This is a genomic window from Phytohabitans rumicis, from assembly GCF_011764445.1.
In the GTDB taxonomy this organism is placed as follows: Bacteria; Actinomycetota; Actinomycetes; order Mycobacteriales; family Micromonosporaceae; genus Phytohabitans; species Phytohabitans rumicis.
In genome coordinates this window covers 8,121,672-8,147,854 of sequence record NZ_BLPG01000001.1, presented here as the reverse complement: position 1 = coordinate 8,147,854, position 26,183 = coordinate 8,121,672, and the positions used below count along the sequence as shown (strand labels likewise).

Genomic DNA, 26,183 nt, shown 5'->3' with positions numbered 1-26,183 from the left:
ATGGCGAAGAAGCGCAAGGTCGGCAACCTGCTGGCGCTGGCCGTCCTGTCCTACCTGACCCAGCGGCCCATGCATCCGTACGAGTTGGGCCGCACCCTGAAGGACAACGGCGACGCCCGCAGCATCAAGTTCAACCACGGCTCGCTCTACATGGTCGTCGGGCAACTGGCCAAGGCCGGGTTCGTCACCGAGGTGGAGACCAACCGGCAGGGCCAGCTCCCCGAGCGCACCGTGTACGCGCTCACCGACGCGGGCCGCGCCGAGCTGAAGGACTGGCTGTGCGAACTGCTCGGCGAGCCGCAGCACGAGTACCCGCACTTCGTGGCCGCGCTGTCGCTGGTCGCGGCGTTACCGCCCAGCGTGGTGCTGCCGCTGCTGCGCCACCGGCTAGACCTGCTCGCACAGCAGCGGACCGAGATCCGCGCCATCGTCGACGGCGCGCTCGCGGGCGGCGTACCCGGGCTGTTCCTCGTCGAGGAGGAGTACCGGCTGGCCCTGCTGGAGGCCGAAGTGTCCTTTGTCCAGCAGTTCATAGATCGGATTACGGATCCAACATCCGGCTGGGGTCGCATGTGGGCCGAGTTCCACGGCGAGCCCGACCCGACCACCTACGCAGAAGGGCAACAGTCATGACGTACACCCGCACCGCACTTGTCATCGGCGGCGGGATCGCCGGCCCGGTGGCCGCGATGGCCCTGCAGAAGGCCGGCATCCAGGCCACCGTGTACGAGGCGTACGACGGTCTGGCCGACGGCGTCGGCGCCGGGCTGAGCATCGCGCCCAACGGGCTGAACGCGCTCGGCATCCTCGACGCGGACGAGGCCGTACGCCGCATCGGGATCCCGATGACCGCGATCGTGCTGCAAAGCTGGACCGGCAAGTGCCTCGCCGAGCTGGCCAACCCACCCGACCTGCCCACCATGCAGTTCGTGTGGCGCCCCGAGCTGTACCGGGCGCTGTACGACGAGGCCGCCCGCCGGGGCATCCGCACCGAGCACGGCAAGCGGCTGGTCGGCCTCGCCGACGCCGCCGATGGCGTGACCGCGCACTTCGCGGACGGCAGCACGGCCGAGGCCGACGTCCTGGTCGGCGCCGACGGCATCCGGTCCGCCACCCGGTCGTTGATCGACCCCGCCGCGCCCGCTCCCCGGTACGCCGGCCTGCTCAACTTCGGCGGTCGGCTGGACGCGACCGGGCTCGCCTCCACCGGCGGCAAGATGCACATGGTCTTCGGCAAACGGCTGTTCTTCGGCTACCAGGTCAACGACGACGGCAGCGGCGGATGGTTCATCAACCTGCCGCGTCCGGAGCCGATGACGCTGGCCGATACCCGGACGGTGCCGGCCGAGCGGTGGCTGCACACGCTGCGCGACGCGGTCACCGACGACCGCGGCCCGGCGGCGACGCTGCTGGACCGCACCATCCCCGACGACCTCATGGTCATCGGCCCGATGGAAGACATCCCCACGGTGCCGACCTGGAGCAAGGGGCGCGTGGTGCTGATCGGCGACGCGGCCCACGCGACGTCGCCCAGCTCCGGCCAGGGCGCCTCGCTGGCCATCGAGAGCGCCGTGCAGCTCGCCCGCTGCCTGCGCGACCTGCCGCACGCGCGGGCGTTCGCCGCGTACGAGGGGCTGCGCCGGGAACGGGTCGAGAAGATCATCGCGAACGCGGCCCGTACCAACAGCAACAAGGCCGCCGGTCCGGTCGCCCGGGTGCTGCGCGACCTGTTCCTGCCGGCCATCATGCGTTCGCTCGCCAAGCCGGAGAAGTTGGCGTGGCAGTTCGGCTACCGCATCGACTGGGACGCGCCGGTCAGCGGCCCGGCGCCGGTGCCCGCCCGATGACCACCGTCGCGGCCAGCTCCGCCGAGCTGGCCGCCCGGGCGGTGAGCCCGGCGGCGGCGACCGCCTCGATGGCCCGCGGCGCCTGGCGTTCGCTCGTCTCGAAGAAAAGGTGGCCGCCCGGCGCCAGCCAGCGCGGCGCCGCGGCCACCACCCGGCGTGCGACGTCGAGCCCGTCGGCGCCGCCGTCCAGCGCCACCCGGGGCTCGTGGTCCCGGGCCTCCGGCGGCATCAGCCCGACCTCCTCGGTGGGCACGTAGGGCACGTTGGCGACCAGGACGTCGACGCGGCCGAGCAGGGCGGTGGGCAGCGGCTCGTCGAGGTCGCCGGCGTACACCCGGCCACCGGCCGCGGCCACGTTGCGGCGGGCGCACCGCACCGCGACCGGGTCGACGTCGGCGGCGTACAGCTCGATCCGCCCGACCGCCGCGGCCAGCGCGGCGCCGATCGCGCCGGATCCGCAGCACAGGTCGACCACGACGGCTCCCGGGCGGCTGACGGCGGCGGCCTGCCGGACCAGAAACTCGGTGCGCCGGCGGGGGACGAAGACCCCGCGCTCCAGCTCGATCCGCAGCCCGCAGAACTCGGCCCAGCCCAGGACCTGCTCCAGCGGGAGTCCGGCCACCCGCCGCTCGACCATGGCGTCGAGCTCGTCCGGCGTACGCGCGGAGCCGGCGAGCAGCCGTGCCTCGTCCTCGGCGAAGACGCAACCGGCCGCCCGCAGCCTGGTGATGATCATTGAGTCGGATACGGCGGCAACGCTACCGCTACCACCGCGCCAACCACGACCACTTTTCGTCGAGCCAGTCGTGCACCCGATCGACCTCGTTCGTGCCGCTGTTCGGCCAGGTGAACTCGCCGGTCATCGCCACCAGCCCGATCACGATGGCGGCGACGGCGGCGAGCAGGCCGAGCACCACCAGGCCGTGCCCGGTGACGTACGGCTTGTCGACCGCACGCAGGCCGACCAGGCAGATCACCACGCTCACCACGCCGAGGGCGGCGCCCTGCGGGGCGAGCAGCCCGGTCAGCGACGCGACGAGGGCGAGAATGCCGGTGATCAGGCCGAGCGTCGCCGACGTGCTGACGTGCGTCCACTGGTACTGCGGGAACCCCAGGTCCGCGGTGACATCGAAGTCGTCCAACAAGCGCCCGTTCGCCGCGTTGTCGGTCTTTGGTCTCATGGCAGACCCCCCTCGATCCGCCTGGTGTTGATCAGGGAGCGGTGCCCCCTCCCGCTATCGTCGCACCGCCGCGACCACCACGTCGCCGCGTCCACCGGAGGCGTGCACGTTGCGCAACTCCGCTCCCCCGCCGCCGGTCACCCGGACCGCCGTGCCGTCGGCCGCCCGCACCTCGGTGTCCCGCAAGACAAGGGTGCCGCCGCCCACAAACACGGCGTCCGCGGCCACACCGGCGGACCGGATCCCGCCGGCAACGCGCATCCCGGCCACCTCTCCGTGTACGTCCACCGCCGCCACCTCATCGCCCGAGGTAGCCAGCTCGCCGCCCACCTCGACGGCGCCGACCCGGCCGCCCGGCTGGACGCTGAGGGCGTGCGCCGACAGCCGTACGATGGCGCCGCGCACCAGCGAGTCGCCGGCTCCCCCGGCCGTTTTGATTCCATTGTGGATGGTGATCCGGCCGACCGGCTGTCCTATCTGGATCCCGATCGCGGCGTCGCCGTACGTGGTGATCCGGTCGAACTCGGCCTCCCCGACCGTCGGCCCGGTGAACCCGTCGAGGCGGTACACGTTGAAGCCGCGGGCGCCCACCCCGTGCGTTTCTATTGGAGATTGGATCCTTAATGCGGTAATCGAGCCAAAGTTGACCATGCCCACGCCGCTGCGCCCGTACGACGTCAGCGGCGCCTCGGCGGTCCACCGGTCGACCTCGCCCCAGTTGTCCAGCACCATGTCGTTGACCCCGTACGTGGTGACCGGGCCGGCGGCGAGCACTTCGCGGGCGTGCACGCCGTACCCGACGAACACGCCGCCGCTGATCGTGTCCGCGGTCCCCTCCGGGATGCCGCCGTCGGTGAAGACCGGCCCGGTGACCAGTGCGCCCACCTCGACCCGCCCGCCGTCCGGACCGGCGCCGAAGACGAAGACGCCGCTGCCGCGTACCGGTGCGCCGGTGGTGCCGGCCCGGACGCCGCGCAGCTCGGCGGTGAGCAGCGCGGCGGGGTCGTCCTGCCTGTTCCACAGCGTGAACGCGCCGGGAAGCACGCCGACGCCGAGCAGCGCCGGCCGCGCGGCCGCGTCGCGGGTGTCCGCGGCGACGACGTCGAGGCCGTCCACCTCGACGTGCCCGCGCCGCACCCGGTCCTCGGCGACGATCCGCACCTGCCCGACCGCGGTGACACCGGCCAACCGCAGCGTGCCGAGGTCGTCCACGCCGGTGTCGTTGTGGATCGCCCGGCGTCCCGGCTCGACCTCGATCCGCAGGCCGGACACCTCGTTGTCGCGGGTCAGCCGGATCCCGTCCACGCCGGGCGCGAACGCGAGCACCCTGCCCTCGCCGGCCAGCCGCTGCCCGGGCGCGAGCGTCAGCGCCGGCAGGCCGCCGATGTCGCCGCGTACGACGATCCGGCGCGCACCCGTCGCGGCCAGCAGATCTTCCCGGCTCTTGACCACCATCTCGTCCATACCGCCGAGTGTGCGCGCCAGTCGAGCATCAGGTCCAGTTCACGTTTGTGAGGCTTAGCGTAAGCTGAGCTGATGCTCGACGTGCACCGTCTACGCCTGTTGCGCGAGCTCGCCTACCGCGGCACCATCGCCGCCGTCGCCCAGGCGCTCGCGTACACACCCTCGGCGGTCTCGCAACACCTGTCCGTCCTGGAGCGGGAGGCCGGCGTACCGCTGCTGGAGCGCACCGGGCGGCGGGTGCGGCTCACCGCGGCCGGGCGGGTCCTCGTCGAGCACGCCGAGCGGGTGCTGGCCGGGCTGGAGGGCGCCGAGGCCGCGCTGGCCGCGGCGCGGCACGGGCTGACCGGGACGCTGCGGCTCGGGGCGTTCCCCTCGGCCGCGCGGGCGTTGCTGCCGGCGGCGCTGGTCGCGCTCGGCCGCGACCATCCCGGCCTGGAGCTCATGGTCGAAGAGCACGACCCGGCGCACGCCGTCGAGGCGCTGCGCGCCGGAGGGCTCGACGCGGCGCTGACCCACGACTACGACCTCGTGCCGGTCCCCGAGCACCCGGCCGTGGAGTCGACCGTCGTGCTGACCGAGGCGATGCTCCTCGCGTCCAGCCGGGCGCCGGCCGACCCCGCCGACCCGGTCGGATCCTTTCGCACTGGAGATTGGATCCTGGGTAAGGAACACAATCTATGCGGGCTCGCCGCGCGCCGGATCTGCGAGGCGGCCGGCTTCCAGCCCCGGATCCGGCACCAGACCGACGACTTCCCCACCGCGCTCGCGCTCGTCGCGGCCGGCCAGGGTCAGGCGCTGCTGCCCGGGCTGGGCGCCACGCACCTGCCCGCCGGCGTCGTCCTGACCCCGCTGGCGGTCACGGCCCGGGTATCAGTCACCCACCGCCGGGGCGCCGGCACGCATCCGGCGATCGCGGCGTTCCAGGCCGCCGTGCGCCAGGCCGTCGAGACCTACCTAGCCACCACGCGTACCGGTCGGTAATCGCCCACCCACCCGACCCTGCCGGCCCGCCCCACGCCAGCCCACCCGACGCGGCTGCGTCGATCAAGGACTTCCCCGCCGATCAAGGGCATACGGCCGTGCTTCGATCTCCAAACCACGACCATATGCCCTTGATCGACGCAGGAATCCTTGATCGACGCGCCGCGCGGGGACGCGAGCGAGGCCCGCCCCCACGCCCGCCTCACGCCCGCCCGCCTCGCGCCCGCCCGGCCCACGCCCGCCCGGCCCACGCCCGCCCGGCCCACGCCCATCCGACGCGGCCTGCGCCGATCAAGGACTTTCCCGTCGATCAAGGGCAAACGGTCGCGGATTAGAGATCAAAGCACGGCCATATGCCCTTGATCGACGCAGGAATCCTTGATCGACGCGGACCGGCGCGGGCGCGGCGCGGGCGCGGGCGCGGCGCGGGCGCGGCGCGGGCGCGGGCGCCGCAGGGCGCGGGCGCCGCAGGGCGCGGGCGCCGCAGGGCGCGGGCGCCGCAGGGCGCGGGCGCCGCAGGGCGCGGGCGCCGCAGGGCGCGGGCGCCGCAGGGCGCGGGCGCGGCACGGGCGCGGGCGCGGGCACCGCAGGGCGCGGGAGGGCCGGGGTGCGGGGCGTCAAGAAGTTGTAGGTATTCGCGCGGCGCGTCGACTTCGGGCCGTGGCGCGGGAAGATCGATGCATGGCACGTGGTCAGCTACGCGTCTATCTCGGTGCTGCGCCCGGGGTGGGCAAGACCTTCACCATGCTCGAGGAGGCCCATCGTCGCAAGGGGCGGGGCACGGACGTGGTGATCGGGTACGTGGAGACGCACGGCCGCGAGCACACCGCTGACATGGTTGGCGACCTGGAGGTGGTGCCGCGCAAGGCGATGGGGTACCGGGGGACGACGTTCGAGGAGATGGACGTCGACGCGATCCTGGACCGCCAGCCCGAGGTGGTCGTCGTCGACGAGCTGGCCCACACGAACGTGCCGGGTTCGCGGAACGGCAAGCGGTGGCAGGATGTCCAGGAGTTGCTGGAGGCCGGCGTCACCGTGCTGTCCACGGTGAACATCCAGCATCTGGAGTCGCTCAACGACGTGGTCGAGCAGATCACCGGCGTGGTCCAGCACGAGACGGTGCCGGACGACGTGGTCCGGCTGGCCGAGCAGGTCGAGCTGGTCGACATGACGCCGGAGGCGCTGCGCCGGCGGATGGTGCACGGCAACGTGTACAAGCTTGACAAGATCGACGCCGCGATGGGCAACTACTTCCGGGTCGGCAACCTCACCGCGCTGCGCGAGCTGGCCCTGCTGTGGCTGGCCGACAAGGTGGACGAGCAGCTCGACCGGTACCGCGCGGACAACAAGATCGGCACGACCTGGGAGGCCCGCGAGCGCGTCGTCGTCGCGCTGACCGGGGGCCGGAGGGTGAGACGCTGGTCCGGCGGGCCGCCCGGATCGCCGCGCGTGGCAAGGGTGCGGACCTGCTGGCCGTACACGTGGCTCGGTCCGACGGGCTCGCCGGCGCGGACCCGGCGCTGCTGGCCCGGCAGCGGGTCCTGGTGGAGAGCCTCGGCGGCAGCTACCACCAGGTTGTTGGATCCGATATCCCGCGCGCGCTGCTCGACTTCGCCAGCGGCGTCAACGCCACCCAGCTCGTGCTCGGGGCCAGCCGGCGCGGCCGGTTCGCCCAGATCTTCGCGCCGGGCGTCGGCGTGACCACGACCGCGCTGTCCGGGCCGATCGACGTACACCTGGTCACCCATGACGAGATCGGGCGCGGGCGGCTGCAGATCGCGCTCGGCGGCGCGCTGTCCCGGCGCCGCCGGCTCGTCGGCTTCCTCCTGGCCGCGCTCGGGCTGCCGGTGCTGACGGTCGCGCTCCACCTCGTCGGCGACGACCTGTCGCTGGCCAGCGACATCCTGCTCTTCCTAGCCGCGGTCATCGGCGTCGCGCTCGCCGGCGGCATGTGGCCGGCCCTCTTCGCGGCCGTCGCCGGCTTCCTGCTGCTCAACTATTTTTTTACCGCGCCGATTCACCGGTTCACCATCGCCGAGACGGAGAACCTGCTCTCCCTCATCGTCTTTCTGGTCGTCGCCGCGGCGGTCAGCGCGGTCGTCGACGCGGCGGCACGGCGTACCCGGGAAGCAGCTCGTGCCAGCGCGGACGCCCAGACCCTCGCGACCGTCGCGGGCAGCGTGCTGCGCGGCCATCGGCCGCTGACCGCTTTGCTGGAACGGCTGCGCGAGACGTTCGGCCTGGTGTCGGTGGCCCTGCTGGAACGGCTGCCGGACACCCCGCCCGGCCCGGAACTGCAACGGGATCCGGGCGCCTGGCAGGTGGTGGCCCAGGTGGGCGGCTCGCCGTGCCGCGCGCCCGCGGACGCCGACGCGGACGTGCCGGTCGACGACACGCTCTCGCTGGTCCTTCGTGGACACACGCTGGCCGCCGAGGACCGGCGCGTGGTGGAGGCGTTCGCCGCGCAGGCCGCGCTCGCGCTGCGGCAGGAACGCCTCGCCGAGGAGGCCGCCACCGCCAAGCCGCTCGCCGAGGCGGACAAGATGCGCACCGCGCTGCTCGCCGCGGTCAGCCATGATCTGCGTACCCCGCTCGCGTCCGCCAAGGCGGCGGTGACCAGCCTGCGCAGCGAGGACGTGGAGTTCTCCGACGACGACCGGGACGAGCTGCTCGCCACCGCCGACGAGTCGCTGGACAAGCTGGCCCGGCTGGTCGACAACCTCCTCGACATGAGCCGCCTGCAGGCCGGGGCGCTCGGGCTGGCGCTGGCCGAGATCGGCCTGGAGGACGCCGTGCCCCGGGCGCTGGATGAGTTGGGCCCGCACGCCCGCGTGGTCGGCGTGCGGATCCCGGCCGAGCTGCCCGCCGTGTACGCCGACCCGGCCCTGCTGGAACGCGTCCTGGTCAACGTCATCGGCAACGCCCTGCGGTTCAGCCCTCGGGAGCGGCCGCCGATCGTCACCGCCAGCGAGCACGAGGGCCAGGTGGAACTGCGCGTCATCGACCACGGGCCGGGCATCCCGGAGACGGAACGGGACCAGATGTTCCTGCCGTTCCAGCGGCTCGGCGACCGGGACAACCACTCCGGCGTCGGGCTCGGCCTGGCGCTGTCCCGCGGGCTCGCCGAGGCCATGGGCGGCGGCCTCACCCCCGACAACACCCCGGGCGGCGGCCTGACGATGATCCTGACCCTGCCGTCGGCCGAGGCCCGCGACACCGTGCCCGACGACGCCGGCGCCGCCGCGGTACGCGCCGCCGACGAGGCGATCGTGCACCAGTTCCGGCGCCGGCCGCGTACCCATGAGGAGAGTGAATGACCCGCATCCTGGTGGTGGACGACGAGCCGCAGATCCTCCGCGCGCTCCGCATCAACCTGCGCGCCCGCCGGTACGACGTGGACACCGCGCCCGACGGGGCCAGCGCCCTGCACGCCGCCGCGAGCCGGCATCCCGACCTGGTCGTCCTGGACCTCGGCCTGCCGGACATGGACGGCGTCGACGTCATCCGCGGCCTGCGCGGCTGGAGCACCGCGCCGATCATCGTGCTGTCCGGCCGGGCCGGCAGCGCGGACAAGGTCGCCGCCCTCGACGCCGGCGCCGACGACTACGTCACCAAGCCGTTCGGCGTCGACGAGCTGCTCGCCCGCATCCGCGCCGCCACCCGCCGGGTCGCCGGCACCCCCGCCGGCCAGCCGGCCCTGCGCATCGGCCGGCACACCATCAACCTCGCCGACCGGCTCGTGTCCGACGCCGACGGCACCCCGGTACGCCTCACCCCGACCGAGTGGCACCTGATCGAGATCCTGGCCAACAACCCCGGCAAGCTGGTCAGCCAGCGGCAGCTCCTGGAGCAGGTGTGGGGCCCCACGTACCGGACCGAGACCCACTACCTGCGGCAGTACATGGCCCAGCTGCGCCGCAAGCTCGAAGACGACCCCGGCCACCCGCAGCACCTGCTCACCGAGCCGGGCATGGGCTACCGGTTGCGCGCCTAGTGTCCGGTTCCTGATCTTCCAGATGGCCGAAAGGTCCTGGCGGCGTCCCGCATAGTGGCGCACTCTCAAACTATGACGGGGGTGATCGCACCACCAAGGGCAGCGCTGCTGGAACGGATCCGGGCCGGCATCATCGGCGAGGGCGAGGTGCTCGACGGGCCGTACGGGCCGCGCCGCATCACGTACGCCGACTACACCGCGTCCGGCCGGTCGCTGGACTTCATCGAGGACGCCATCCGCACCCAGGTGCTCCCCCGGTACGCCAACACCCACACCGAGAGCTCCGGCACCGGGCTGGCCACCGGCCGGCTGCGCGAGGACGCCCGCGAGATCATCCACGACGCCGTGGGCGGCGCCGACGACCATCTGGTGATCTTCTGCGGCTCGGGGGCCACCACCGCGGTCAACAAGCTGATCGGCATCATGGAACTGCGCGGCGCTGCCCCGTCCGGGCCGCGCCCCGTGGTTTTCGTCGGGCCGTACGAGCACCACTCCAACGAGCTGCCCTGGCGGGAGACCTACGCGGACGTGGTGCCCATCGGCGCCGACCGGGACGGCCACATCGACCTGGCCGAGCTCGCCGCCCAGCTCCAGCGGCACGCCGACCGCCCGCTGCGGATCGGCAGCTTCTCCGCCGCCTCCAACGTCACCGGCATCCTGTCCGACGCGGACACCATCGCCGCCCTGCTGCACGCGCACGGCGCGCTGTCCTTCTGGGACTACGCCGCCGCCGGCCCCTACGTCCAGATCCGGGTACGCGAGTCGGCGCCTGGCGCGCGCGACCACAAGGACGCCATCTTCCTGTCCCCGCACAAGTTCATCGGCGGCCCGCAGACCCCGGGCGTCCTGGTGGTACGCCGGGAGTTGGTCCGCAACGCGGTGCCGACCGTGCCCGGCGGCGGCACGGTCGCGTTCGTCGACCCCGCCTACCACCGCTACCTCGACGACCCGGTCGCCCGCGAGGAGGGCGGCACCCCGGCCATTGTGGAGTCGATCCGGGCCGGGCTGGTCTTCGCCCTGAAGGAGTCCGTCGGCGCCGAGGCCATCCAGGCCAACGAGGAACGCCTGTGGAAGCGGGCGCTGCACCGCTGGTCCGGCAACCCGCACATCGACCTGCTCGGCAACCCCGACGCCCGGCGACTGTCCATTGTGTCGCTGCGGATCCGGCGCGGCGAACGCTATCTGCACCACAACTTCGTCGTCGCGGTCCTCAACGACCTGTTCGGCATCCAGGCCCGCGGCGGCTGCTCCTGCGCCGGCCCGTACGGCCACCGCCTGCTCGCCATCGACATGGCCCACTCGTTCGCCTTCCGCCAGGAGGTCGGCCAGGGCTGCGAAGGCATCAAGCCCGGCTGGACCCGGATCAACTTCAACTACTTCATCTCCGACACCGTCGCCGACTACCTCATCGACGCGGTCGACCTCATCGCCCGGTACGGCCACCGCCTGCTCGTCGACTACCGCTTCGACCCGCACACCGGGCTGTGGCGGCACCGCGACGGCGTGGCCCGCACGCCGCTGCGCCTGCACGACCTGCGGTACGCCCCGGACGGCACCCTGCTGTGCCCCGGCCGCCGCCCGTACGCCGGCGAGGAGGCGCTGGAGGGCTACCTGCGTACGGCGAGGGCGTTGCTTGCGACGTACCCCAAGCAGATCGACAGTGGACCCACGGGCCTGGACAGCGACTTCGAGGCCCTGCGCTGGTTCCACCTGCCCCCGGCGTGCCTGGGACGCACCGCGTCCCATTGACTTCGGGCCCTAACCTGGCGCCATGGCTGGGGAATTTGACTTGTACGAGGAGTTCAAGTTTGCCCGGGAAGAGGTGCGGACCGCCGACCAGAAGGCCGGGCACCTGCTCACCGCCGTCGGTCTGCTGGCCGCGGTGGGGTTGGCGACCGTCACCACCGCCCCCGACCAGGGCTGGCCGCGGTGGCTCCTCGTGGCGGCGCTGGTGTGCGCCTTCTCCGCCATGTTGCTGTTGCTGGCGGCGCTGCGCCCCAAGACGCCCCGGGTGATCGGGCCGCATCGCTACTTCCGCTACTACGCCAGCCTCAAAACAGACGCCGACAGATTCCTCGCGGACATGCCGACGCTCGTGGAAGACCGGCGACAGGCCACCATGATCCTGGCCGCCGCCCGGCTCGCCGCCTTCAAGTACCGGCTCATCCGGGTGGCCGTCGCCCTGATTCAGCTGTCCGTCGTCATCGCCGTTGTCTCACTTGCCTTGTACGCGATCCGCGGTTAGCTGGATCCGGCCGGCGGGACGGGCCGGTAGGGTCGTCCGCGTGGATCTGGACGACACCGCCGCCCGGCTCGGGGTACCCGTCGAGGACGTCGACCGTGTGTACCAGCTCGCCGGCGACCGCCCGTCGGCTCCGCTGCCCGCCAAGGCCGACGCGCCCGCGATCCTCGACCGGCTCGCGGTGCGGCCGGACGACGCCGCCGAGATCATGGCGGGCTGGCCCGACCCCGACTCCCCACTGTGGACTCCGGAGCTGCGCTGGCTGCTCGACCGCTCGATCGCCCTGGTACGCGCCGATCTCGGGGGCCACGACTGGCTGCCGCCCGGTCCGGAGCTGCCACGCGAACGGGGCCCCGCCTGGCGGCATCTCTACGTGTACGCGTACCTGGCCCTGGTCGACGTCGTCACGGGGTACCACCGCGAGCACGGCATCGCCGATGCCGTGTCCTGGGCGACCCTCGCGGACCTGGGCCGCAACCTCGCGATCGACCGGCGGATGCGCCGCGAGGGCTGGCCGGTCATGCAAAGCTGGCTGACGCTGCACGCGCGCGGCGCCGTCTACGAGCTGGGCCGGCTGCAGCACCAGCGCGGCGACACCGCCATCGGTCTGCACATCACCGAGTCGGGGCCGATGACCCCGGAGGCGGTCGCGGCCTCGCTCGACGGGGCCCGCGCGTTCTTCCCGCGCCACTTCCCCGACGAGAGCTACACGGAGTTCTCCTGCGGCTCGTGGCTGCTCGACCCGCAACTGCTGGAGTACCTGCCCGAGGACTCCAACATCGTCCGGTTCCAGCGCAGGTTCGAGCTGGAGCCCTACGAGGAGCCGGAAGGGATCGACGCCGACGTCGAGGTGCTGCGGTTCGTGTTCCGCACCCTGACCACGCCGCTGGACCAGCTGCCGCGCCACACCGTGCTGCAGCGCGCGATCGTCGACCACCTGACGGCCGGCCGCCACTGGCAGTGGCGCCGCGGCCACTTCCCGATCTAGAGACGCCTCGCTGTGAAAGGCGGGGAAAATCGAAAAGATGTTGAGCTGCCGCGACGCCCGTCGCGGTCCAGGCCGTTGCTCCCGCGGCCTCACCCTCCGCGGTCCACAACCCGTCCCGGCCCGCTTGGCCGGCAACCACGGTCGGCAGGGCCATAGCCTCAGCCGGCTGGTTGAGTGTCGGCTACCTACGGGAGCGCCGGGGTTTGCCCGCCCTGGTGCCACGCCAGCTTCTGGTGCGGCGCCAGCCGGCCGGGCGAGGAGTGGCGCCGGGGCTGGGTCGTCCGCTTGCGGTGGCCCTTCGCGCGGTACATGGCGGCGTCGGCGCGGCGCAGCACGTCCGCGAGATCCGCGCCGCCGCGTACCGGCGCCAGCCCGACCGACACGGTGACCAGGACGGTGCCGTCCCGGACCGGGATCGGCGTGGCGAGCGTCGCGGCGAGCCGCTCCTCGGTCTCGCGCAGCCACTGATCGTCGACGGTGCCGCCCGCTTCGGTGGCGAGGAGCCCGACGAACTCGTCGCCACCGAAGCGGGCGACCGGGTTGCGGCCGGCGTACCCGGCGAGGCGGCGGGCGGTGTTCACCAGCACCTCGTCCCCGGTGGCGTGGCCGTACCGGTCGTTGACCTGCTTGAAGTGGTCGATGTCGACCACGACCATGACGAGGTGCTGGCCCTGCGGGTCGGCCATCAGCTCGGCGCCGCGCCGGTAGAACTCGCGCCGGTTGAGCAGCGCGGTGAGCGGGTCGCGGCTGGCCACGTCACGCTCCGCGCGCAGTGCCTGCATCAAATCGGCGGCCACGGCCTCGGCCAGCCGCGCGCGGCATCGCCAGTGTCTGCTCGTCCCCAGAGCTACGCCAGCGACGAGGACAGACGCGACAAAGAGCGCAAATACCACCGGCGCCGGCCAGTCCATATACGTTATCATCACGGCTGTCACACGCAGAAGCAAGTGCGGATGCACGTGCAGAAGAACTAGCGGAGTGGGAGTTATCAAATGCATGCTCTCCACTGGCAGAAGAGTCGCCGCAGCAACCCGAGCGGAAACTGCGTCGAACTGGCGCGGTTGCCCGAGGGCGGGATCGCCGTGCGCAACTCCAGAGATCCCGGTGGTCCGGTGCTCGTGTACACGTTGGACGAGGTCGCAGCGTTCATCGCCGGCGCGCGCGACGGCGACTTCGACGACCTGATCCACTAGCCCCACACCGCCGCTCCGCGACTCGGGTCAATGGCTGACTCGCGTCGTCGTACCGTCATGGCATGCTTGCTTGGCACATGAGGACCATGGCTGTGGCGGCAGCTGTGTCGGGCTTGCGGGAGGTCGACAACGGTGACGGCGGCTGGCTGGGAGGGCGGTAGCGCCGCCGGCCCGACGGTGCAGCGCATGCTGCTCGGCGCACATCTGCGCAGGCTGCGCGAGGCTCAGGGGGTCAGCCGGGAGGACGCCGGATGGGAGATCCGGGCGTCCGAGTCAAAGATCAGCCGGATGGAGCTGGGGCGCGTCGGCTTCAAGGAGCGCGACGTCGCCGACCTGCTCACCCTGTACGGCGTCGACGACACGGAGGAGCGCCAGCGCCTGCTCGCCCTCGCCCAGGACGCCAACACCCCCGGCTGGTGGCACCGGTACGGCGACGTGCTGCCCAGCTGGTTCCAGTCGTACCTGGGACTGGAGGCGGCCGCGGCGCTGATCCGGTCGTACGAGGTCCAATTCATCCCCGGGCTGTTGCAGACCCGCGACTACGCCCGCGCCGTCGTAATGCTGGGCCACGCCCGGGCGCCGCAGGAGGAGATCGGGCGCCGGGTCGACCTGCGGATGCGGCGCCAGCAAGTCCTGACGCGGGCGGAGCCACCGCAGCTGTGGGCCGTGCTGGACGAGAGCGCGCTGCGCCGCCCGATCGGCGGGCCCGAGGTGATGCGCGGCCAGATCGAGGCGCTCATCGACGCCACCAAGATGCGCCACGTACGGCTCCAGATCGTGCCGTTCGCCGCGGGTGGGCACGCGGGCGCGGGCGGCTCGTTCAGCATCCTGCGCTTCCCGGAGCGCGACCTGCCCGACGTCGTCTACATCGAACACCTCACCAGCGCCCTCTACCTCGACCGGCGCGAGGACGTCGAGGAGTACACCGTCGCGATGGACACCCTCTGCGTCGAGGCGGACACCCCCGACCGCACCGTCGACATACTCACCCGCATCCTGCGCGACCTCGACGCCTAACACCGCACCACCCGTCCTTGGCCCGTCGCCGCTCCTTGGCGCACCGCCGCGTCTTGGCGCGTCGATCAAGGGCTCGTGCGTCGATCAAGGGCAAATGGCCGTGCTTGGATCTCCAAACCACGACCGTATGCCCTTGATCGACGGGCTTTTCCTTGATCGGCAAGGTGGGTGAGGGGTTGAGCCGCAAGAGGGGTCCCCTGCTGGGCGCTCCGGTCGCCCAGGAGGGGTCCCTACTCGCGGGTAACAAGCCCCCGGGCGCCACGCCGCCGCGTACCGCCCCCGCACAGCCGCGCCGATCAAGGGAAAGTCCGCCGATCAAGGGCATACGGCCGTGGTTTGGAGATCAAAGCACGGCCGTTTGCCCTTGATCGACGCGCAAAGCCTTGATCGACGCGCGCGCGGGCGCGGGCGCGGCGCGCACAGGGGCCGCGGACGCGGTGGGGCACGGGAGGGGGTGGTTAGGGCTTGATGGCTACGCCGCCGTGCATGAAGACGTGGGCGTCCGGTACGGCGGAGGCGGCATCGTCGGCGTGCCAGTGGTTGACCAGGGTGACGCCCGGGTCGACCAGCTCCATGCCGGTGAAGAACTGCTCCACCTCGGCCCTGGTGCGCGGCTTCATCGGGATGCCCTGCGCGTGGTAGCCGGCCGCGGCGCGGGCCACTTCTTCCGGCGCGCTGTCGGCGGTCGCCGTGGACAGTGCCAGCGCGCTGCCGGGTGCCAGCGGCTTCATGAGCCGGTCGATGACGCCCTGCACCACCGAGTCGTCGGGGATGAAGTGGACGATCGCGAGCAGGCACAGCGCGATCGGCTGGCTCAGGTCGAGGATCTCGAACTCGGGGGCGTTGAGGATGGCCGCCGGGTCGTGGAAGTCGGCGTCGATGTACGCGGACCTGCCCTCCGGCGAGCTCGTCAGCAGGGCGCGGGCGTGCACCAGCACGATCGGGTCGTTGTCGACGTAGACCACCCGCGACTCGGGGGCGACCCCCTGGACGACCTCGTGCAGGTTGGGGCGGTGGGCAGCCCGGTGCCGACGTCGAGGAACTGCCGGAAGCCGCACTCGGCGGCCAGGTAGTGGGCCACCCGGGCCATGTAGTTGCGGTTGGCGCGCATCGACGTGGGCAGGTTGGGCGAGCCCTTGGCGATGCCGGCCGCGGCCTCGCGATCGGCCTGGAAGTTGTCCTTGCCGCCGAGGAGATAGTCGTAAATCCGCGCCGAGTGGGGCACATCCGACTTTAGATCCACAGCAGACACCCGCGACCTCCCGATTCGATTTCGGGCGAGCTTACCAGCCCCCGCCCATAGGCTGAGACGCGTGACGGAGCTGTGGAACTTTGCGGTGGTGGGCCCGGGTGGCGTCGGCGGATTGCTCGGCGCGGTGCTGGCGCGGGCCGGGCACGCGGTTCAGTATGTGGCCCGGCCGGACACCGCGGCGGCACTGAACGAGCGCGGGTTGAGCGTGCACAGCGCGCAGTTCGGCGACTTCCATGTGCCGGCGCCGGCCGTACCCCGGCTCGCCGGGCCGGTCGACGCGTGCCTGGTGGCGGTCAAGGCCACGCAGCTGGACGCGGCGCTGGAGTCGCTGCCGGCGCAGGCGGTGGGCGACGGCCTGGTGTTGCCGCTGCTCAACGGCGTCGACCACATGGAGGTGCTGCGCGGGCGCTATCCGGCCGGGCAGGTGGTCGCGGGCGCGATCCGGGTGGAGTCGACCCGTACCGCGGCCGGCCGGATCGAGCACACCAGCCCGTTCTCCTGGATGGAGTTGGCGAGCCACACCGCGCCGCCCGAGCGGGTCGACGCGCTGGCCGCCCGGCTGCGGCAGGCCGGCTTCGAGGTGACGGTCCGTGACGACGAGACCGCGCTGCTGTGGGACAAGCTCGCCTTCCTCGCACCGCTGGCGCTGCTCACCACGCACGCCGCCGGCCCGGTCGGGGAGGTACGCGAGCATCGGCGGGACGACCTGGAGGCGGTGATCGGCGAGGTCACCGCGGTCGCGGGCGCGGCCGGCGCCCAAGTGGACCCGGCGAAGATCCTCGACATGTTCGAACGGGTCCCCGCCGGCATGAAGTCGTCCATGCTCCGCGACGCCGAGGCGCACCGCCCGACCGAGCTGGACGCGATCGGCGGCGCGGTGCTGCGCGCGGCGGACCGGTACGGGGTGCCCGCACCGGTCACCGCCCGACTTGTCGAAGACCTCCGCACCAGGCCCTAGGGCGTGTCTGGCGGATCTTTGTGGGGCTGCGGCGGGCCCAGACGGCGACCAGCGGCACCGGTCGGAAGGCCACATACAACACCGGTATGCGACCTTCCGCCCGGCACCACCGGACGCCGCCTGGACCTCGCCTCGCACCCACAAGATCCACCAGACACGCCCTAGACCACCAGCAGCGTCTTTCCCACGGCGGCGCGCGTCTCGATAGCGGCGTGCGCCTCGGGCGCCCTTTCCAGCGGGTACGTCTGTCCGATGAGCGGCCGGAGCCGTCCCGCCGCGGCTTCGGCGAGCGCTCGCGCGGCGTACCCCTGGAATTGCTCTGGGCTGAGCTGGACCTCCGCGATGCCGGTCGCGATGATGCCCCTGGTCTTCGCGTCGTCCGGGTCGACGGCGGCGAACTCGCCGCTCGGGGTGCCGTGCGCGGAGAACCGCCCACCGGGCGCGACCAGGTCCAGCGCGGCCCGGCCGTACGCGCCGCCGGCGCCGTCGAAGACCACGTCGAGGCCGCCGACCGCGGCGCGTACCCGGTCGATCCAGTCCGGGGTGGAGTAGTCCACGACGGCGTCCGCGCCCTGCTGGCGGACGCGTTCGAGCTTCGCCGCGCCGCGCCCGGCCGCGACGACCCGCGCGCCCGCGGCGTGGGCCAGCTGCACCAGGAGTACGCCGAGGCCGCCGCCGGCGGCGGTGACGAGCACCCGGTCGCCCGGCTCGATCCGGACGATGTCGGCGAGGGTGAGCGCCGTGACGCCGTCGTGCAGCAGCGCGGCCGCGTCGCGCAGGTCCACTCCGTCCGGCACCGGGATCAGCCCGGCGGCAGGCACCAGCGCGCGGTCGGTGTAGCCGCCGTGCTCCCCCGTCCGGCTGATGACGCGGCGGCCGAGCCAGGCCGGGTCGACGCCGTCGCCGGCGGCGGACACCGTGCCGGCGACCCCGACGCCCGGCCGGTACGGCGGCTGGACGGGGAAGTACGGCGCGCCGTTGCCCTGCCGGATCCGTGTCTCGACCCACAACACGTCGGCCGCCGCGACCTCGACCAGGACCTCGCCGGTGCCGGGCACCGGCGCGGACGCCTCCCGGACGACCAGCACCTCGGGCCCGCCGAACTCCGCTATCTCGATGAAACGCATGGATCCACCGTCAGACCTCAACCGCTGTTGAGGTCAAGGGTGAGCTACGCCATGGCGCCGCGGATCCAGGGCAGGATGTTGTCGATCCGGGCGGCGGTCTCCACCTGCGTGTGCGGGCAGCTCGGCCCGGTGCTGACCACCGCCACCAGCTCGGCCCAGCCCTTGTACCGCTCGCGGAAGTACGGACCGCCGGAGTCGTACGGGCAGGGGGTCGTGTCCGCCGCCGGCCGCCAACCGGTCATCCCGACCGTGGTGGTGGTCACCGCCGCGACCTTCATCTGCCCCATCCGCAGCCGGGTCACCGGTGCGGGGTTGGCGCTGGTGGTCGAGCCGTACCCGGTCACCCGGACCACCTCGGCGACGCGCGGCACCGCGGTGGTGAGGCGGATCGGCGCGATGTCGGTGATCACCCGGTCGATCTTCGCGAGCGCGACGTCGTTGGTGGGCGACTGCCGTACGGCGATGACGGTCGCGACGTACCCGCCGGTGCCGTTGAGGTCGGTGCGGCCGACGGTGGCCGTGGTGAGGTCGGCGACCGGCCGCTCCACCCGGTTGCCGTTCGCGTCGCGGAAGCAGTGACCCGCGGTGATCACCCACTGCGGGGCGATCAGCGCGCCGGAGCAGGCGCTGTTGCGCCGGCCGCCGTCCGGCGTCGGGATCCCGGTCATCGTCAGCTTGACGGAGAACCGGTACCGGCCGATCGGCACTTCCTGACCGTTGGCGATCGCGTTGGCCGGGACGGCGCTGCCGATGGCGAGGAGCACGGCGGCCACCACGGGGGCGGCGAGGCGGCGGAAACGCACCCCGGCACGATACCGGAATCTAGAGTGGGAGGCATGACCACGGTCGATGATCTGAGCGGGCCGGCACGGGTCGCCGAGGCCGGCGAGGGCATCACCGCCGAGGAGCTTCGCCTCGCCGCGCGCAACCACGGCATGCCGCTGGAGGCGCTACGGTACGACGTCACCCCGGCCGGGCTGCACTACCTGCTCATCCACTACGACATCCCGGACCTGGACGCGGCGAGCCACACGCTCACCGTCGACGGGCACGTGGACACCCCACTGCATCTGGACCTCGCCGCGCTGCGCGCCCGCCCGCGGGTCACCCGGCGGGTCACGCTCGAGTGCGCCGGAAACGGCCGCACGCTGCTCGAACCGCGTCCGGTGAGCCAGCCCTGGGTGCTGGAGGCCGTCGGCAACGCCGAGTGGACCGGCACCCCGCTCGCGCCGCTGCTGCGCGAGGCGGGCGTCGGCGACGGCGCGGTCGACGTGCTCTTCACCGGCGCCGACCACGGGATCGAACGCGGCGTCGAGCAGGACTACCAGCGCGGCCTCCCGGTCGCCGAGGCGCTGCGCGAGGAGCCCCTGCTGGCGTACGAGATGAACGGCGCTCCCCTGCTCCCCCAGCACGGCGCGCCGCTGCGCCTCATCGTGCCCGGCTGGTACGGCATGGCCCACGTGAAGTGGCTGCGCGGGATCACGGTGCTCGACCGGGCGTTCGAGGGCTACCAGAACGCGGTCGCCTACCGGCTGCGGCAGGAGGCTGGCGAGCCGGGCGTACCGGTGACCCGGATCGAGCCGCGGGCGCTGGTCCGCCCGCCCGGCTTCCCGGACTTCATGTCCCGCGCCCGGGTGCTGCGCCCCGGCCCGTGCGTGCTGGACGGCCGGGCCTGGTCCGGGCACGCCCCGATCACCCGGGTGGAGGTCACCACCGACGGCGGCGACACGTGGGCGGACGCGACCGTCGTGCGGAGCGACGACGAGTGGGCCTGGCGGCGCTGGGAGTACCCGTGGACCACGGAGCCGGGCCGGTACACGGTCAGCGCGCGGGCCACCGACGCGTCCGGCCGTACCCAGCCGGTGCGGCCGCAGTGGAACCGCGGCGGCTTCGCCAACAACCTGGTCCAGCGCGTGGACGTCGCGGTGCTGGCGGGTTAGTCAGGCGGACCGCAGCGTCAGCAGGGTGATCTCGCTCGGCGCGAAGATCCGCAGCGGCGGCCCCCAGAAGCCGGTGCCGCGGCTGGTGTAGAGCTGGGTCCGCGCGCCGTGCCGGGTCAGCCCGCGCACCACCGGCTGGTCGAGGCGCACCAGGTAGTGGAACGGCCAGATCTGCCCGCCGTGCGTGTGCCCGGAGATCTGCAGGTCGACGCCCGCGTCCACGGCCGCCCCGATCTGCTTCGGCTGGTGCGCCAGCAGGAGTACGGGCAGGTCCGGGTCGGCGCCGGCGAGCGCGGTGGCGTGGTCGGCGCCGTGGCCGGGGCGCCCCGACGACTTGGCCGTCCGGTCGTCGACACCCGCGACGACCAGCCGGGAACCGCCGCGCTCCACCACGATGTGCCGGTTGTGCAGCGCCTCCCAGCCGAGCTCGCTCATCCGGGCGAGCCAGCCCTCGGCCTCGCCGAAGTACTCGTGGTTGCCGGTCACGTACGTGCGGGCGTACCGGGCGCGGACGTCGCCGAGCGGGGCGGACTGCGCCCGCCGAGCGGCCACCGTGCCGTCCGCGATGTCGCCGGTGTGGCACACGATGTCGGCGTCCAGCCCGTTGACCACGTCGACCACCGCCGACGACCAGCGCGCCCGGTCGATCGGCCCGTAGTGCGTGTCGGTCAGCAGCACGACGCGTACCCCGTCCAGGCCGGCGCCCAGCCGCGGGATCGTGACGTCCACGCGGGCGACGCGCGGCACGCGCATCGCCTCGGCGTACCCCAAATGAGCAGGACCAACGAGACGGCCGCGACCGCGGCGGCGACGATGCGGGAGCGGGCCGGGTCCGCGACGCCCCCGGCGGCCAGCGCGAGCCGCAGGACGTTGCCGGCCAGCGCCCACACGAACACGACCCAGATCACGCCGAGGATCGTGTCGCCGGTGCGGGCCGCCCAGTCCCGTCCCCGGCCGTGGCCCTGAAACATCAGCACCGGGAACGCCACGAGCGCCCCGGCGAACACGACCGTGCCGGCGGCGGCGACGCCGGCCGGCCACTGCGCCGCCGAGATCAGCGTCCACCACGGCACGCCGAACAGCAGCGCCAGGACGGCGGTCAGGGTGAGGACAAAGAGCACCGGTCGCAGCGAACGCCGCGCGGGCGCCTCCTGCACCATCTCGCCAGCGGACATGGTCGCACTATGACACGTCAACCCGGACATCGACCACGATGACGTTTGGGAACGGCGCCCGCAGGTCAATCACCATCCATGACCGTGACCGCGGCGCGCGCCGCCAACAGCACCACCCTGGAGGCGCTCGCCCGCTTCGGCTTCCTCGGCTACGGGCTCGTGCACCTGCTTTTCGCCTGGCTGATCCTGCAGCTCGCACTGGGCCAACCCGCGGACGAGGGCGACCAGTCCGGCGCCCTGCGCACCCTGGCCCAGCAGCCGCTCGGCAGCGTCCTGGTCGGCGCGGTCGTAGTGGGCCTGCTCGCCATGGCGGTCTGGCAGGCGTTGGAGGCAGCCATCGGGCATCGCGAGGACAGCGGTGGGGAACGCACGTTCGAGCGGCTCGCCTCCGCCGGCCGCGTCGCGGTGTACGGCTACTTCGCCTGGACCGGATACAAGGTACTCAAGGGGGCGAACTCCGACAGCGCGGACAAGCAGCAGTCCCTCAGCGCCGACCTGATGGGATCCGAGGGCGGCCGCTGGCTCGTCGGGCTGGGCGGGATCGCGCTCGCCGTCCTCGGCGCCGGCCTCGTCTGGTACGGCCTGGTCAAGCGGTTCGAGAAGCACCTGCGCATCCACCAGATGAGCGCCGCCGCGCGCACGCTCTCCCGCCGGCTCGGCGTCGCCGGATACACCAGCAAGGGCATCGCGTACGGCATCGCCGGCGTGCTCTTCGTGGTGGCCGCCGCGACGTACGACCCGAGCAAGGCGCGCGGCCTCGACTCCACTTTGGACACGCTGCGGCAGCAGACGTACGGCACGCTCCTGCTGATCCTCATGGCGCTGGGGATCGGCGCGTTCGCCGCGTTCTGCGTGATCCAGGCCCGTTACCGCAAGGTCTGACCGCGGCGCCTCACTGCGGCGGGCGGATCACGTTCGCGGCGATGCTGGCGACGGCGGCGGGTCCGGCCGCCAGCGCCAGCGGCGACAGCCCCATCGCGACGGCCGCGATGACCACGATCACTCGACGGATGCGCATGGATCCTCCCTTGGCCTACGGCGCTGTCTCGGCGGCCCGCTCGCGCAGCTTCGTGCGGATCTCCTCCGGGGTGTACGCCCGCCGCCGGCGCTCGGCGCGCGCGATCACCACCCCGGTCGCGGCGACACCGACGAACGCGGCCAGTCCGGCAACCTTCCACCAACGCATCCACTTAGGGTAGTGGCGTGTCAACCCTCGGCCTCGACCAAGCCGTCGACCTGTCCCGCACCGGGGACCTGTGGCTCTTTCGCGGCCGGTCCGGTCCCGACCGCGCCATCCAGTTCACGACGAACAGCCCGGTCAACCACGTCGGCATGGCGGTCGTCATCGAGGACATGCCGCCCATGATGTGGCACGCCGAGCTCGGCAAGTCCCTGCCCGACCTGTGGTCCGGCACCCACCAGCGCGGGGTCCAACTGCACGACCTGCGCGCGGCGGTGCTCGTCTGGGCCCGGCGGTACGGCCAGCGGGCCTGGCTGCGCCAACTCGAGCCGCCACCCGGCCACGACCAGGAAAACGCGGTCCTGCGGACGATCGCCCGCCTGGACGGCACCCCGTTCCCGTCAAGCGCCCAACTCGCCTGGCGCTGGCTGCGCGGCCGGGTGCCGGTCCGCCCGCACGAAGCGGGCCTGGAGAGCGCCTACTGCGCCGAGGTCGTGGCCGTCACGTACGAGGCGATGGGCCTGCTGCCCGCCGGGCGCAACCCCAACTGGTACGACCCCGGCCGCTTCTGGAGCGGCGACGACCTCCCCCTGACCGGCGGCTACCGCCTAACCACCGAACTAGCCGTAGACATCCCCACTCCCTAGCCCCGCCCCTTTCTAGCCCCGCCCCTTTCTCGTCGATCAAGGGCATATGGCCGTGGTTTGATCTCCAATCCACGGCCGTATGCCCTTGATCGACGCTGAAAGCCTTGATCGACGCGGTGTGGCTGCGCCGTGGGGCGCTCGGGCCGGCGGGGCGGGCCCTACGGCGCGGGGCCGCGCATAGGGGCGCAGAGATGGCGGGCGGCGCCGGTGGATTCGCGGCGGCGTACGACGTGGGGTGCGGTCCCGGAGCACTTCGCACTCCACCTCTGGCCCTGCCGGCCGAGGTTGCCGGCCCTGCGGGCCGGAGCTGTGGGTTGTGGACCCCGGAGGGCGAGGCCGCGGGAGCAACGGCCCGGACCGCGACGGGCGTCGCGGCAGCTCAACATCTTTGATTTTCCTCACCCTCACCGCAAGACGTCTCTAGTCGCGTGGGAGGGCGGCGTCGACGTGGGCGGCGCCGGCGACGCGGTGGATGGCGACCACCGCGCTTCGGGGTACGGGGGTGTAGATGTGCGGGAAGGGCTCGCCGTTGGAGGCGGGCTCCCAGCGCACCGCGTCACCGAACGTCTCGGCGTCGAGGGACACGACCACCAGCTCCGGCTCCCCGGCGAACACGCGCAGCGCGGTGCTGCCCACCTGATCGCGGGACGAGCAGTGGATGAACCCGCTGGTGTGGTCGAAGGGCGAGCCATCGAACTGGCCTGTGGCCTCGAACTGGTCCCACTCCGCAGGCAACAAGATCTTGTAGATCAGCACGGGCCTACGATGCCATGTGAACACTCTCTAGGAGGTTGCCGTGGCGGACGTCGTCAAAGCCGTGTTCGAGGTGCTGGACGAGCGGTTCCGTCCGATCAACGGCGACGACCTGATCCAGCGCCTGCATACCGGCTGCCGCTGGGCGGAGGGCCCGGCGTACTTCCCGGCCGGCCGCTACCTGGTCTTCAGCGACATCCCGAACGACCGCATGCTGCGCTACGACGAGACCACCGGCGCGGTCGGCGTGTTCCGGTCGCCGGCCGGGTACACCAACGGGCACACCGTGGATCGGCAGGGCCGCCTGGTCAGCTGCGAGCACGGCAACCGGCGGGTCACCCGCACCGAGCCCGACGGCTCGATCACGGTGCTGGCCGACCGGTACGACGGCAAGCGCCTCAACAGCCCGAACGACGTGGTGGAACGCGCCGACGGCTCGATCTGGTTCACCGACCCGAGCTACGGGATCGACAGCGACTACGAGGGGCACAAGTCGCCGAGCGAGATCGGGGCCTGCCACGTGTACCGGATCGCGCCGGACACCGGCGAGGTCAGCATCGTCGCCGACGACTTCGTCCGGCCGAACGGGCTGGCGTTCTCCCTGGACGAGCGGCAGCTCTACATCGTCGACACCCGGAACAAGCACATCCGGCTGTTCGACGTCACGCAGGACGGCGCGCTGTCCGGCGGGGCGGTCTTCGCGACGTGCGACGCGGGGTCGTTCGACGGGATCCGGCTCGACGACGCCGGCCGGATCTGGGCCGCCGCGCACGACGGCCTGCACTGCTTCGACCCGGACGGCACGCTGATCGGCAAGCTGCACGTCCCGGAGATCGTCGCCAACCTCACGTTCGGCGGACCGAAGCGCAACGACCTGTACATCACCGCGACGAGCTCGCTCTACACCCTGCGCGTCAACGTGACTGGGGGTCGCTACCCGGCGTGAGCCGGGCGGTGAACACGTACGACACCACGACGGCCACGATCACCACCGGCATCGCGGCGAGGCCGTCCTCCGCCATCAGCAGCGTCGCCAGCAGCACCGCGGTCAGCGGCAGCCGGAGCATCGCGGCGCTCATCGCGCCGATGCCCATGGCCACGGCCGGCACCAGTTCCAGTCCGGGCAGGTGGGACAGGAGGATGCCGCCGGCAGCGCCGAGGTACAGCGACGGAAAGACCGGCCCGCCACGGAACGCGCTGAGCGACACGGCGTACCCGAGGCCCTTGGCGGCCAGCAGCGCCAGCAACGCGCCGACCGAGTAGCCGGTGCCGGTGGTCACCAGGTCGGGGAGCGCCTCCTGCCCGGAGAAGAGCACGTCGCTGACGGGATGGCCGGTGCTCTCGGCGTACCCGATGGCCAGACCGGCCACGACGAGCCCGGCGGCCGGCGTCAGCAGCAGGAGCCGGCGCTCGACGTGCGGCCGCGACAGCAGCGCGAGCCGCCGGACCGCCGTGCCCGCCAGGGCGCCCAGCAGGCCGAACACGATGGCCCAGCCGAACTCGGTCACGTCCGGCCGGTCGTACTCCGGCAGGCCGGGCAGCGCCAGCGCGAACGTGCCAAGGCCGGTCCAGGCGTCCAGCCCGATGAAGATCAACGCGCCGACGCCGGCGGCCAGCAGGCCCGGCATCAGCACCAGGATGAGCGTCGCCCCACCCAGTCCGGACGCCTCCATCAGCAGGAACGCCCCGAGCAACGGCGAGCCGAGCAGCGCGCTGATGGCGGCGAAGCTCCCCGCGGAGGCGACCACCGCCGCCGCCCGATCCGGCGTGTCGCGCTTCGCGAGGCGCACGGCGAGCAGGCCCAACCCGCCGCCGATCGCGATCAGCGGCGCCTCCGGGCCCAGCACCGCACCGAGCGGCAGAGAGATCAGGGCGGCGAGGGCGACGCCGGGCAGCGCGTTCAGGACGGGCAGCCCGCCGGGCGCGAACCCGTCGGCGGGCGAGTGGCCGCCCCGCCCGGGCAGGTAGCGGACGACCAGGCCGACCAGCAGGCCGGCGCAGCCGAGCAGCGGGATCGGCCACCACCACGGCGCCCCGTCGAAGTAAATCCACTTCTGGAGATACGACACGAGGGCCAGGAAACCGTAGGCGGCCGCCGAGATCGGGACGCCGATGACCGCCGCGAGCACGAGCAGCCGCAGGTACTGCGGACTGCGGAGCATGGCGTTCGCATCATCCCTGGTCAACGCCCACATCGTACGTCCGGCGGGCGCCCCGGGTACGCGGATCTGCGTACGACGGGTG

26 protein-coding genes and 2 pseudogenes are annotated in these 26,183 nt (G+C 72.6%); 15 read left to right on the top strand and 13 right to left on the bottom strand.

The window, feature by feature from the left end:
• Together Prum_RS36900 and Prum_RS36895 are read left to right on the top strand one after the other, a co-directional pair.
• Nucleotides 1-633, top strand: coding sequence for a PadR family transcriptional regulator (locus Prum_RS36900; RefSeq protein ID WP_173081165.1), 633 nt, complete (start codon nt 1-3; stop codon nt 631-633).
• A complete protein-coding gene (locus Prum_RS36895) occupies nt 630-1,847 on the top strand; it encodes an FAD-dependent oxidoreductase (protein WP_173081163.1) in 1,218 nt (405 codons plus the stop codon). Before Prum_RS36900 ends, Prum_RS36895 begins: the two co-directional genes overlap by 4 nt.
• On the opposite strand, the gene Prum_RS36890 is transcribed toward Prum_RS36895, so the two are convergent.
• Genes Prum_RS36890 through Prum_RS36880 form a run of 3 tightly spaced genes read right to left on the bottom strand, consistent with a single transcriptional unit; the run spans nt 1,816 to nt 4,492 of the window.
• Complete coding sequence (locus Prum_RS36890; protein ID WP_173081161.1) at nt 1,816-2,583, bottom strand: putative protein N(5)-glutamine methyltransferase; 768 nt, start codon at nt 2,581-2,583, stop codon at nt 1,816-1,818. The two genes, Prum_RS36895 and Prum_RS36890, sit on opposite strands and share 32 nt — an antisense overlap.
• A 28-nt stretch (nt 2,584-2,611) precedes the next feature.
• The gene (locus tag Prum_RS36885; RefSeq protein WP_173081160.1) at nt 2,612-3,028 is read right to left on the bottom strand and encodes a hypothetical protein; all 417 of its coding nucleotides are present in this window, start codon (nt 3,026-3,028) and stop codon (nt 2,612-2,614) included.
• A 54-nt stretch (nt 3,029-3,082) separates the two neighbouring features.
• Nucleotides 3,083-4,492, bottom strand: coding sequence for a hypothetical protein (locus Prum_RS36880; protein WP_173081158.1), 1,410 nt, complete (start codon nt 4,490-4,492; stop codon nt 3,083-3,085).
• 72 nt (nt 4,493-4,564) lie between these two features.
• On the opposite strand from Prum_RS36880, the gene Prum_RS36875 reads away from it, so the two are divergent.
• The 6 genes and pseudogenes from Prum_RS36875 to Prum_RS36850 all read left to right on the top strand — a co-directional run bounded on the left by Prum_RS36875 (nt 4,565) and on the right by Prum_RS36850 (nt 12,697).
• Nucleotides 4,565-5,473 (top strand): LysR family transcriptional regulator, encoded by a 909-nt coding sequence (locus tag Prum_RS36875; RefSeq protein ID WP_173081156.1) that lies wholly within the window; start codon nt 4,565-4,567, stop codon nt 5,471-5,473.
• A gap of 681 nt (nt 5,474-6,154) precedes the next feature.
• Nucleotides 6,155-8,676, top strand: a pseudogene (locus Prum_RS36870) (sensor histidine kinase); the annotation flags it as partial.
• 110 nt (nt 8,677-8,786) lie between these two features.
• Nucleotides 8,787-9,467, top strand: coding sequence for a response regulator (locus Prum_RS36865; RefSeq protein WP_173081154.1), 681 nt, complete (start codon nt 8,787-8,789; stop codon nt 9,465-9,467).
• A gap of 72 nt (nt 9,468-9,539) precedes the next feature.
• Nucleotides 9,540-11,216, top strand: coding sequence for an aminotransferase class V-fold PLP-dependent enzyme (locus tag Prum_RS36860; RefSeq protein WP_173081152.1), 1,677 nt, complete (start codon nt 9,540-9,542; stop codon nt 11,214-11,216).
• A 22-nt stretch (nt 11,217-11,238) separates the two neighbouring features.
• Nucleotides 11,239-11,712 carry a Pycsar system effector family protein gene (locus Prum_RS36855; protein ID WP_173081150.1) on the top strand — a complete coding sequence of 158 codons (474 nt, stop codon included), beginning with the start codon at nt 11,239-11,241 and terminating at the stop codon, nt 11,710-11,712.
• A 40-nt stretch (nt 11,713-11,752) separates the two neighbouring features.
• Nucleotides 11,753-12,697, top strand: a complete 945-nt coding sequence (locus Prum_RS36850; protein WP_173081148.1) for an acyltransferase domain-containing protein — start codon at nt 11,753-11,755, stop codon at nt 12,695-12,697.
• A 185-nt stretch (nt 12,698-12,882) separates the two neighbouring features.
• Here the strand turns inward: Prum_RS36850 and Prum_RS36845 are convergent, their stop codons facing one another.
• Nucleotides 12,883-13,608, bottom strand: a complete 726-nt coding sequence (locus Prum_RS36845) for a GGDEF domain-containing protein (RefSeq protein ID WP_173081146.1) — start codon at nt 13,606-13,608, stop codon at nt 12,883-12,885.
• 81 nt (nt 13,609-13,689) lie between these two features.
• Here Prum_RS36845 and Prum_RS36840 point away from each other — a divergent pair, with 81 nt between their 5' ends.
• Together Prum_RS36840 and Prum_RS36835 are read left to right on the top strand one after the other, a co-directional pair.
• The gene (locus tag Prum_RS36840) at nt 13,690-13,890 is read left to right on the top strand and encodes a DUF397 domain-containing protein (RefSeq protein WP_173081144.1); all 201 of its coding nucleotides are present in this window, start codon (nt 13,690-13,692) and stop codon (nt 13,888-13,890) included.
• Nucleotides 13,891-14,022: 132 nt separating this feature from the next.
• Nucleotides 14,023-14,907, top strand: coding sequence for a Sco1979 family transcriptional regulator (locus Prum_RS36835; protein WP_503826932.1), 885 nt, complete (start codon nt 14,023-14,025; stop codon nt 14,905-14,907).
• A gap of 458 nt (nt 14,908-15,365) precedes the next feature.
• On the opposite strand, the pseudogene Prum_RS36830 reads toward Prum_RS36835, so the two are convergent.
• Nucleotides 15,366-16,132 (bottom strand): annotated as a pseudogene (locus Prum_RS36830) (SAM-dependent methyltransferase).
• A gap of 88 nt (nt 16,133-16,220) precedes the next feature.
• Between Prum_RS36830 and Prum_RS36825 the strand changes: the two are divergent.
• A complete protein-coding gene (locus Prum_RS36825; protein ID WP_173081142.1) occupies nt 16,221-17,117 on the top strand; it encodes a ketopantoate reductase family protein in 897 nt (298 codons plus the stop codon).
• A 161-nt stretch (nt 17,118-17,278) separates the two neighbouring features.
• Here Prum_RS36825 and Prum_RS36820 read toward each other — a convergent pair whose 3' ends face one another.
• Nucleotides 17,279-18,244, bottom strand: a complete 966-nt coding sequence (locus Prum_RS36820; protein ID WP_173081140.1) for a zinc-binding dehydrogenase — start codon at nt 18,242-18,244, stop codon at nt 17,279-17,281.
• Nucleotides 18,245-18,288: 44 nt separating this feature from the next.
• Nucleotides 18,289-19,047, bottom strand: a complete 759-nt coding sequence (locus Prum_RS36815) for a S1 family peptidase (RefSeq protein ID WP_246278337.1) — start codon at nt 19,045-19,047, stop codon at nt 18,289-18,291.
• Nucleotides 19,048-19,080: 33 nt separating this feature from the next.
• Here Prum_RS36815 and Prum_RS36810 point away from each other — a divergent pair, with 33 nt between their 5' ends.
• Entirely contained in the window at nt 19,081-20,184 is a 1,104-nt protein-coding gene (locus Prum_RS36810) for a sulfite oxidase (RefSeq protein WP_173081138.1), read from the top strand.
• Here the strand turns inward: Prum_RS36810 and Prum_RS54670 are convergent, their stop codons facing one another.
• Nucleotides 20,185-20,937 (bottom strand): metallophosphoesterase, encoded by a 753-nt coding sequence (locus tag Prum_RS54670; protein ID WP_308785404.1) that lies wholly within the window; start codon nt 20,935-20,937, stop codon nt 20,185-20,187. It abuts the gene before it with no gap.
• Nucleotides 20,853-21,359, bottom strand: a complete 507-nt coding sequence (locus tag Prum_RS54665; RefSeq protein ID WP_308785403.1) for a hypothetical protein — start codon at nt 21,357-21,359, stop codon at nt 20,853-20,855. The genes Prum_RS54670 and Prum_RS54665 overlap by 85 nt, the downstream gene beginning before the upstream one ends.
• 78 nt (nt 21,360-21,437) lie before the next feature.
• On the opposite strand from Prum_RS54665, the gene Prum_RS36800 reads away from it, so the two are divergent.
• A complete protein-coding gene (locus Prum_RS36800; protein WP_173081136.1) occupies nt 21,438-22,241 on the top strand; it encodes a DUF1206 domain-containing protein in 804 nt (267 codons plus the stop codon).
• A gap of 10 nt (nt 22,242-22,251) precedes the next feature.
• On the opposite strand, the gene Prum_RS54080 is transcribed toward Prum_RS36800, so the two are convergent.
• The gene (locus Prum_RS54080) at nt 22,252-22,377 is read right to left on the bottom strand and encodes a hypothetical protein (RefSeq protein ID WP_281369082.1); all 126 of its coding nucleotides are present in this window, start codon (nt 22,375-22,377) and stop codon (nt 22,252-22,254) included.
• Between the two features lie 15 nt (nt 22,378-22,392).
• The gene (locus Prum_RS36795) at nt 22,393-22,545 is read right to left on the bottom strand and encodes a hypothetical protein (RefSeq protein ID WP_173081134.1); all 153 of its coding nucleotides are present in this window, start codon (nt 22,543-22,545) and stop codon (nt 22,393-22,395) included.
• A gap of 17 nt (nt 22,546-22,562) precedes the next feature.
• Here Prum_RS36795 and Prum_RS36790 point away from each other — a divergent pair, with 17 nt between their 5' ends.
• Nucleotides 22,563-23,186 carry a hypothetical protein gene (locus Prum_RS36790; protein ID WP_173081132.1) on the top strand — a complete coding sequence of 208 codons (624 nt, stop codon included), beginning with the start codon at nt 22,563-22,565 and terminating at the stop codon, nt 23,184-23,186.
• Between the two features lie 420 nt (nt 23,187-23,606).
• Here Prum_RS36790 and Prum_RS36785 read toward each other — a convergent pair whose 3' ends face one another.
• Nucleotides 23,607-23,942 carry a DUF952 domain-containing protein gene (locus Prum_RS36785; protein ID WP_173081130.1) on the bottom strand — a complete coding sequence of 112 codons (336 nt, stop codon included), beginning with the start codon at nt 23,940-23,942 and terminating at the stop codon, nt 23,607-23,609.
• 40 nt (nt 23,943-23,982) lie between these two features.
• On the opposite strand from Prum_RS36785, the gene Prum_RS36780 reads away from it, so the two are divergent.
• Nucleotides 23,983-24,885 carry an SMP-30/gluconolactonase/LRE family protein gene (locus Prum_RS36780; RefSeq protein ID WP_173081128.1) on the top strand — a complete coding sequence of 301 codons (903 nt, stop codon included), beginning with the start codon at nt 23,983-23,985 and terminating at the stop codon, nt 24,883-24,885.
• Here Prum_RS36780 and Prum_RS36775 read toward each other — a convergent pair.
• Entirely contained in the window at nt 24,854-26,125 is a 1,272-nt protein-coding gene (locus Prum_RS36775; RefSeq protein ID WP_218577541.1) for a chloride channel protein, read from the bottom strand. The two genes, Prum_RS36780 and Prum_RS36775, sit on opposite strands and share 32 nt — an antisense overlap.
• Nucleotides 26,126-26,183: the final 58 nt, after the last annotated feature.

Excerpts from the sequence above, each read along its gene's own strand:
- Prum_RS36900 (WP_173081165.1), top strand. The coding sequence starts at position 1 with ATGGCGAAGAAGCGCAAGGTCGGCAACCTGCTGGCGCTGGCCGTCCTG.
- Prum_RS36895 (WP_173081163.1), top strand. The coding sequence starts at position 630 with ATGACGTACACCCGCACCGCACTTGTCATCGGCGGCGGGATCGCCGGC.
- Prum_RS36890 (WP_173081161.1), bottom strand. The coding sequence starts at position 2,583 with ATGATCATCACCAGGCTGCGGGCGGCCGGTTGCGTCTTCGCCGAGGAC.
- Prum_RS36885 (WP_173081160.1), bottom strand. The coding sequence starts at position 3,028 with ATGAGACCAAAGACCGACAACGCGGCGAACGGGCGCTTGTTGGACGAC.
- Prum_RS36880 (WP_173081158.1), bottom strand. The coding sequence starts at position 4,492 with ATGGACGAGATGGTGGTCAAGAGCCGGGAAGATCTGCTGGCCGCGACG.
- Prum_RS36875 (WP_173081156.1), top strand. The coding sequence starts at position 4,565 with ATGCTCGACGTGCACCGTCTACGCCTGTTGCGCGAGCTCGCCTACCGC.
- Prum_RS36865 (WP_173081154.1), top strand. The coding sequence starts at position 8,787 with ATGACCCGCATCCTGGTGGTGGACGACGAGCCGCAGATCCTCCGCGCG.
- Prum_RS36860 (WP_173081152.1), top strand. The coding sequence starts at position 9,540 with ATGACGGGGGTGATCGCACCACCAAGGGCAGCGCTGCTGGAACGGATC.
- Prum_RS36855 (WP_173081150.1), top strand. The coding sequence starts at position 11,239 with ATGGCTGGGGAATTTGACTTGTACGAGGAGTTCAAGTTTGCCCGGGAA.
- Prum_RS36845 (WP_173081146.1), bottom strand. The coding sequence starts at position 13,608 with ATGGACTGGCCGGCGCCGGTGGTATTTGCGCTCTTTGTCGCGTCTGTC.
- Prum_RS36840 (WP_173081144.1), top strand. The coding sequence starts at position 13,690 with ATGCATGCTCTCCACTGGCAGAAGAGTCGCCGCAGCAACCCGAGCGGA.
- Prum_RS36820 (WP_173081140.1), bottom strand. The coding sequence starts at position 18,244 with ATGCGTTTCATCGAGATAGCGGAGTTCGGCGGGCCCGAGGTGCTGGTC.
- Prum_RS36810 (WP_173081138.1), top strand. The coding sequence starts at position 19,081 with ATGACCACGGTCGATGATCTGAGCGGGCCGGCACGGGTCGCCGAGGCC.
- Prum_RS54670 (WP_308785404.1), bottom strand. The coding sequence starts at position 20,937 with ATGCGCGTGCCGCGCGTCGCCCGCGTGGACGTCACGATCCCGCGGCTG.
- Prum_RS54665 (WP_308785403.1), bottom strand. The coding sequence starts at position 21,359 with ATGTCCGCTGGCGAGATGGTGCAGGAGGCGCCCGCGCGGCGTTCGCTG.
- Prum_RS36800 (WP_173081136.1), top strand. The coding sequence starts at position 21,438 with ATGACCGTGACCGCGGCGCGCGCCGCCAACAGCACCACCCTGGAGGCG.
- Prum_RS54080 (WP_281369082.1), bottom strand. The coding sequence starts at position 22,377 with ATGCGCATCCGTCGAGTGATCGTGGTCATCGCGGCCGTCGCGATGGGG.
- Prum_RS36795 (WP_173081134.1), bottom strand. The coding sequence starts at position 22,545 with ATGCGTTGGTGGAAGGTTGCCGGACTGGCCGCGTTCGTCGGTGTCGCC.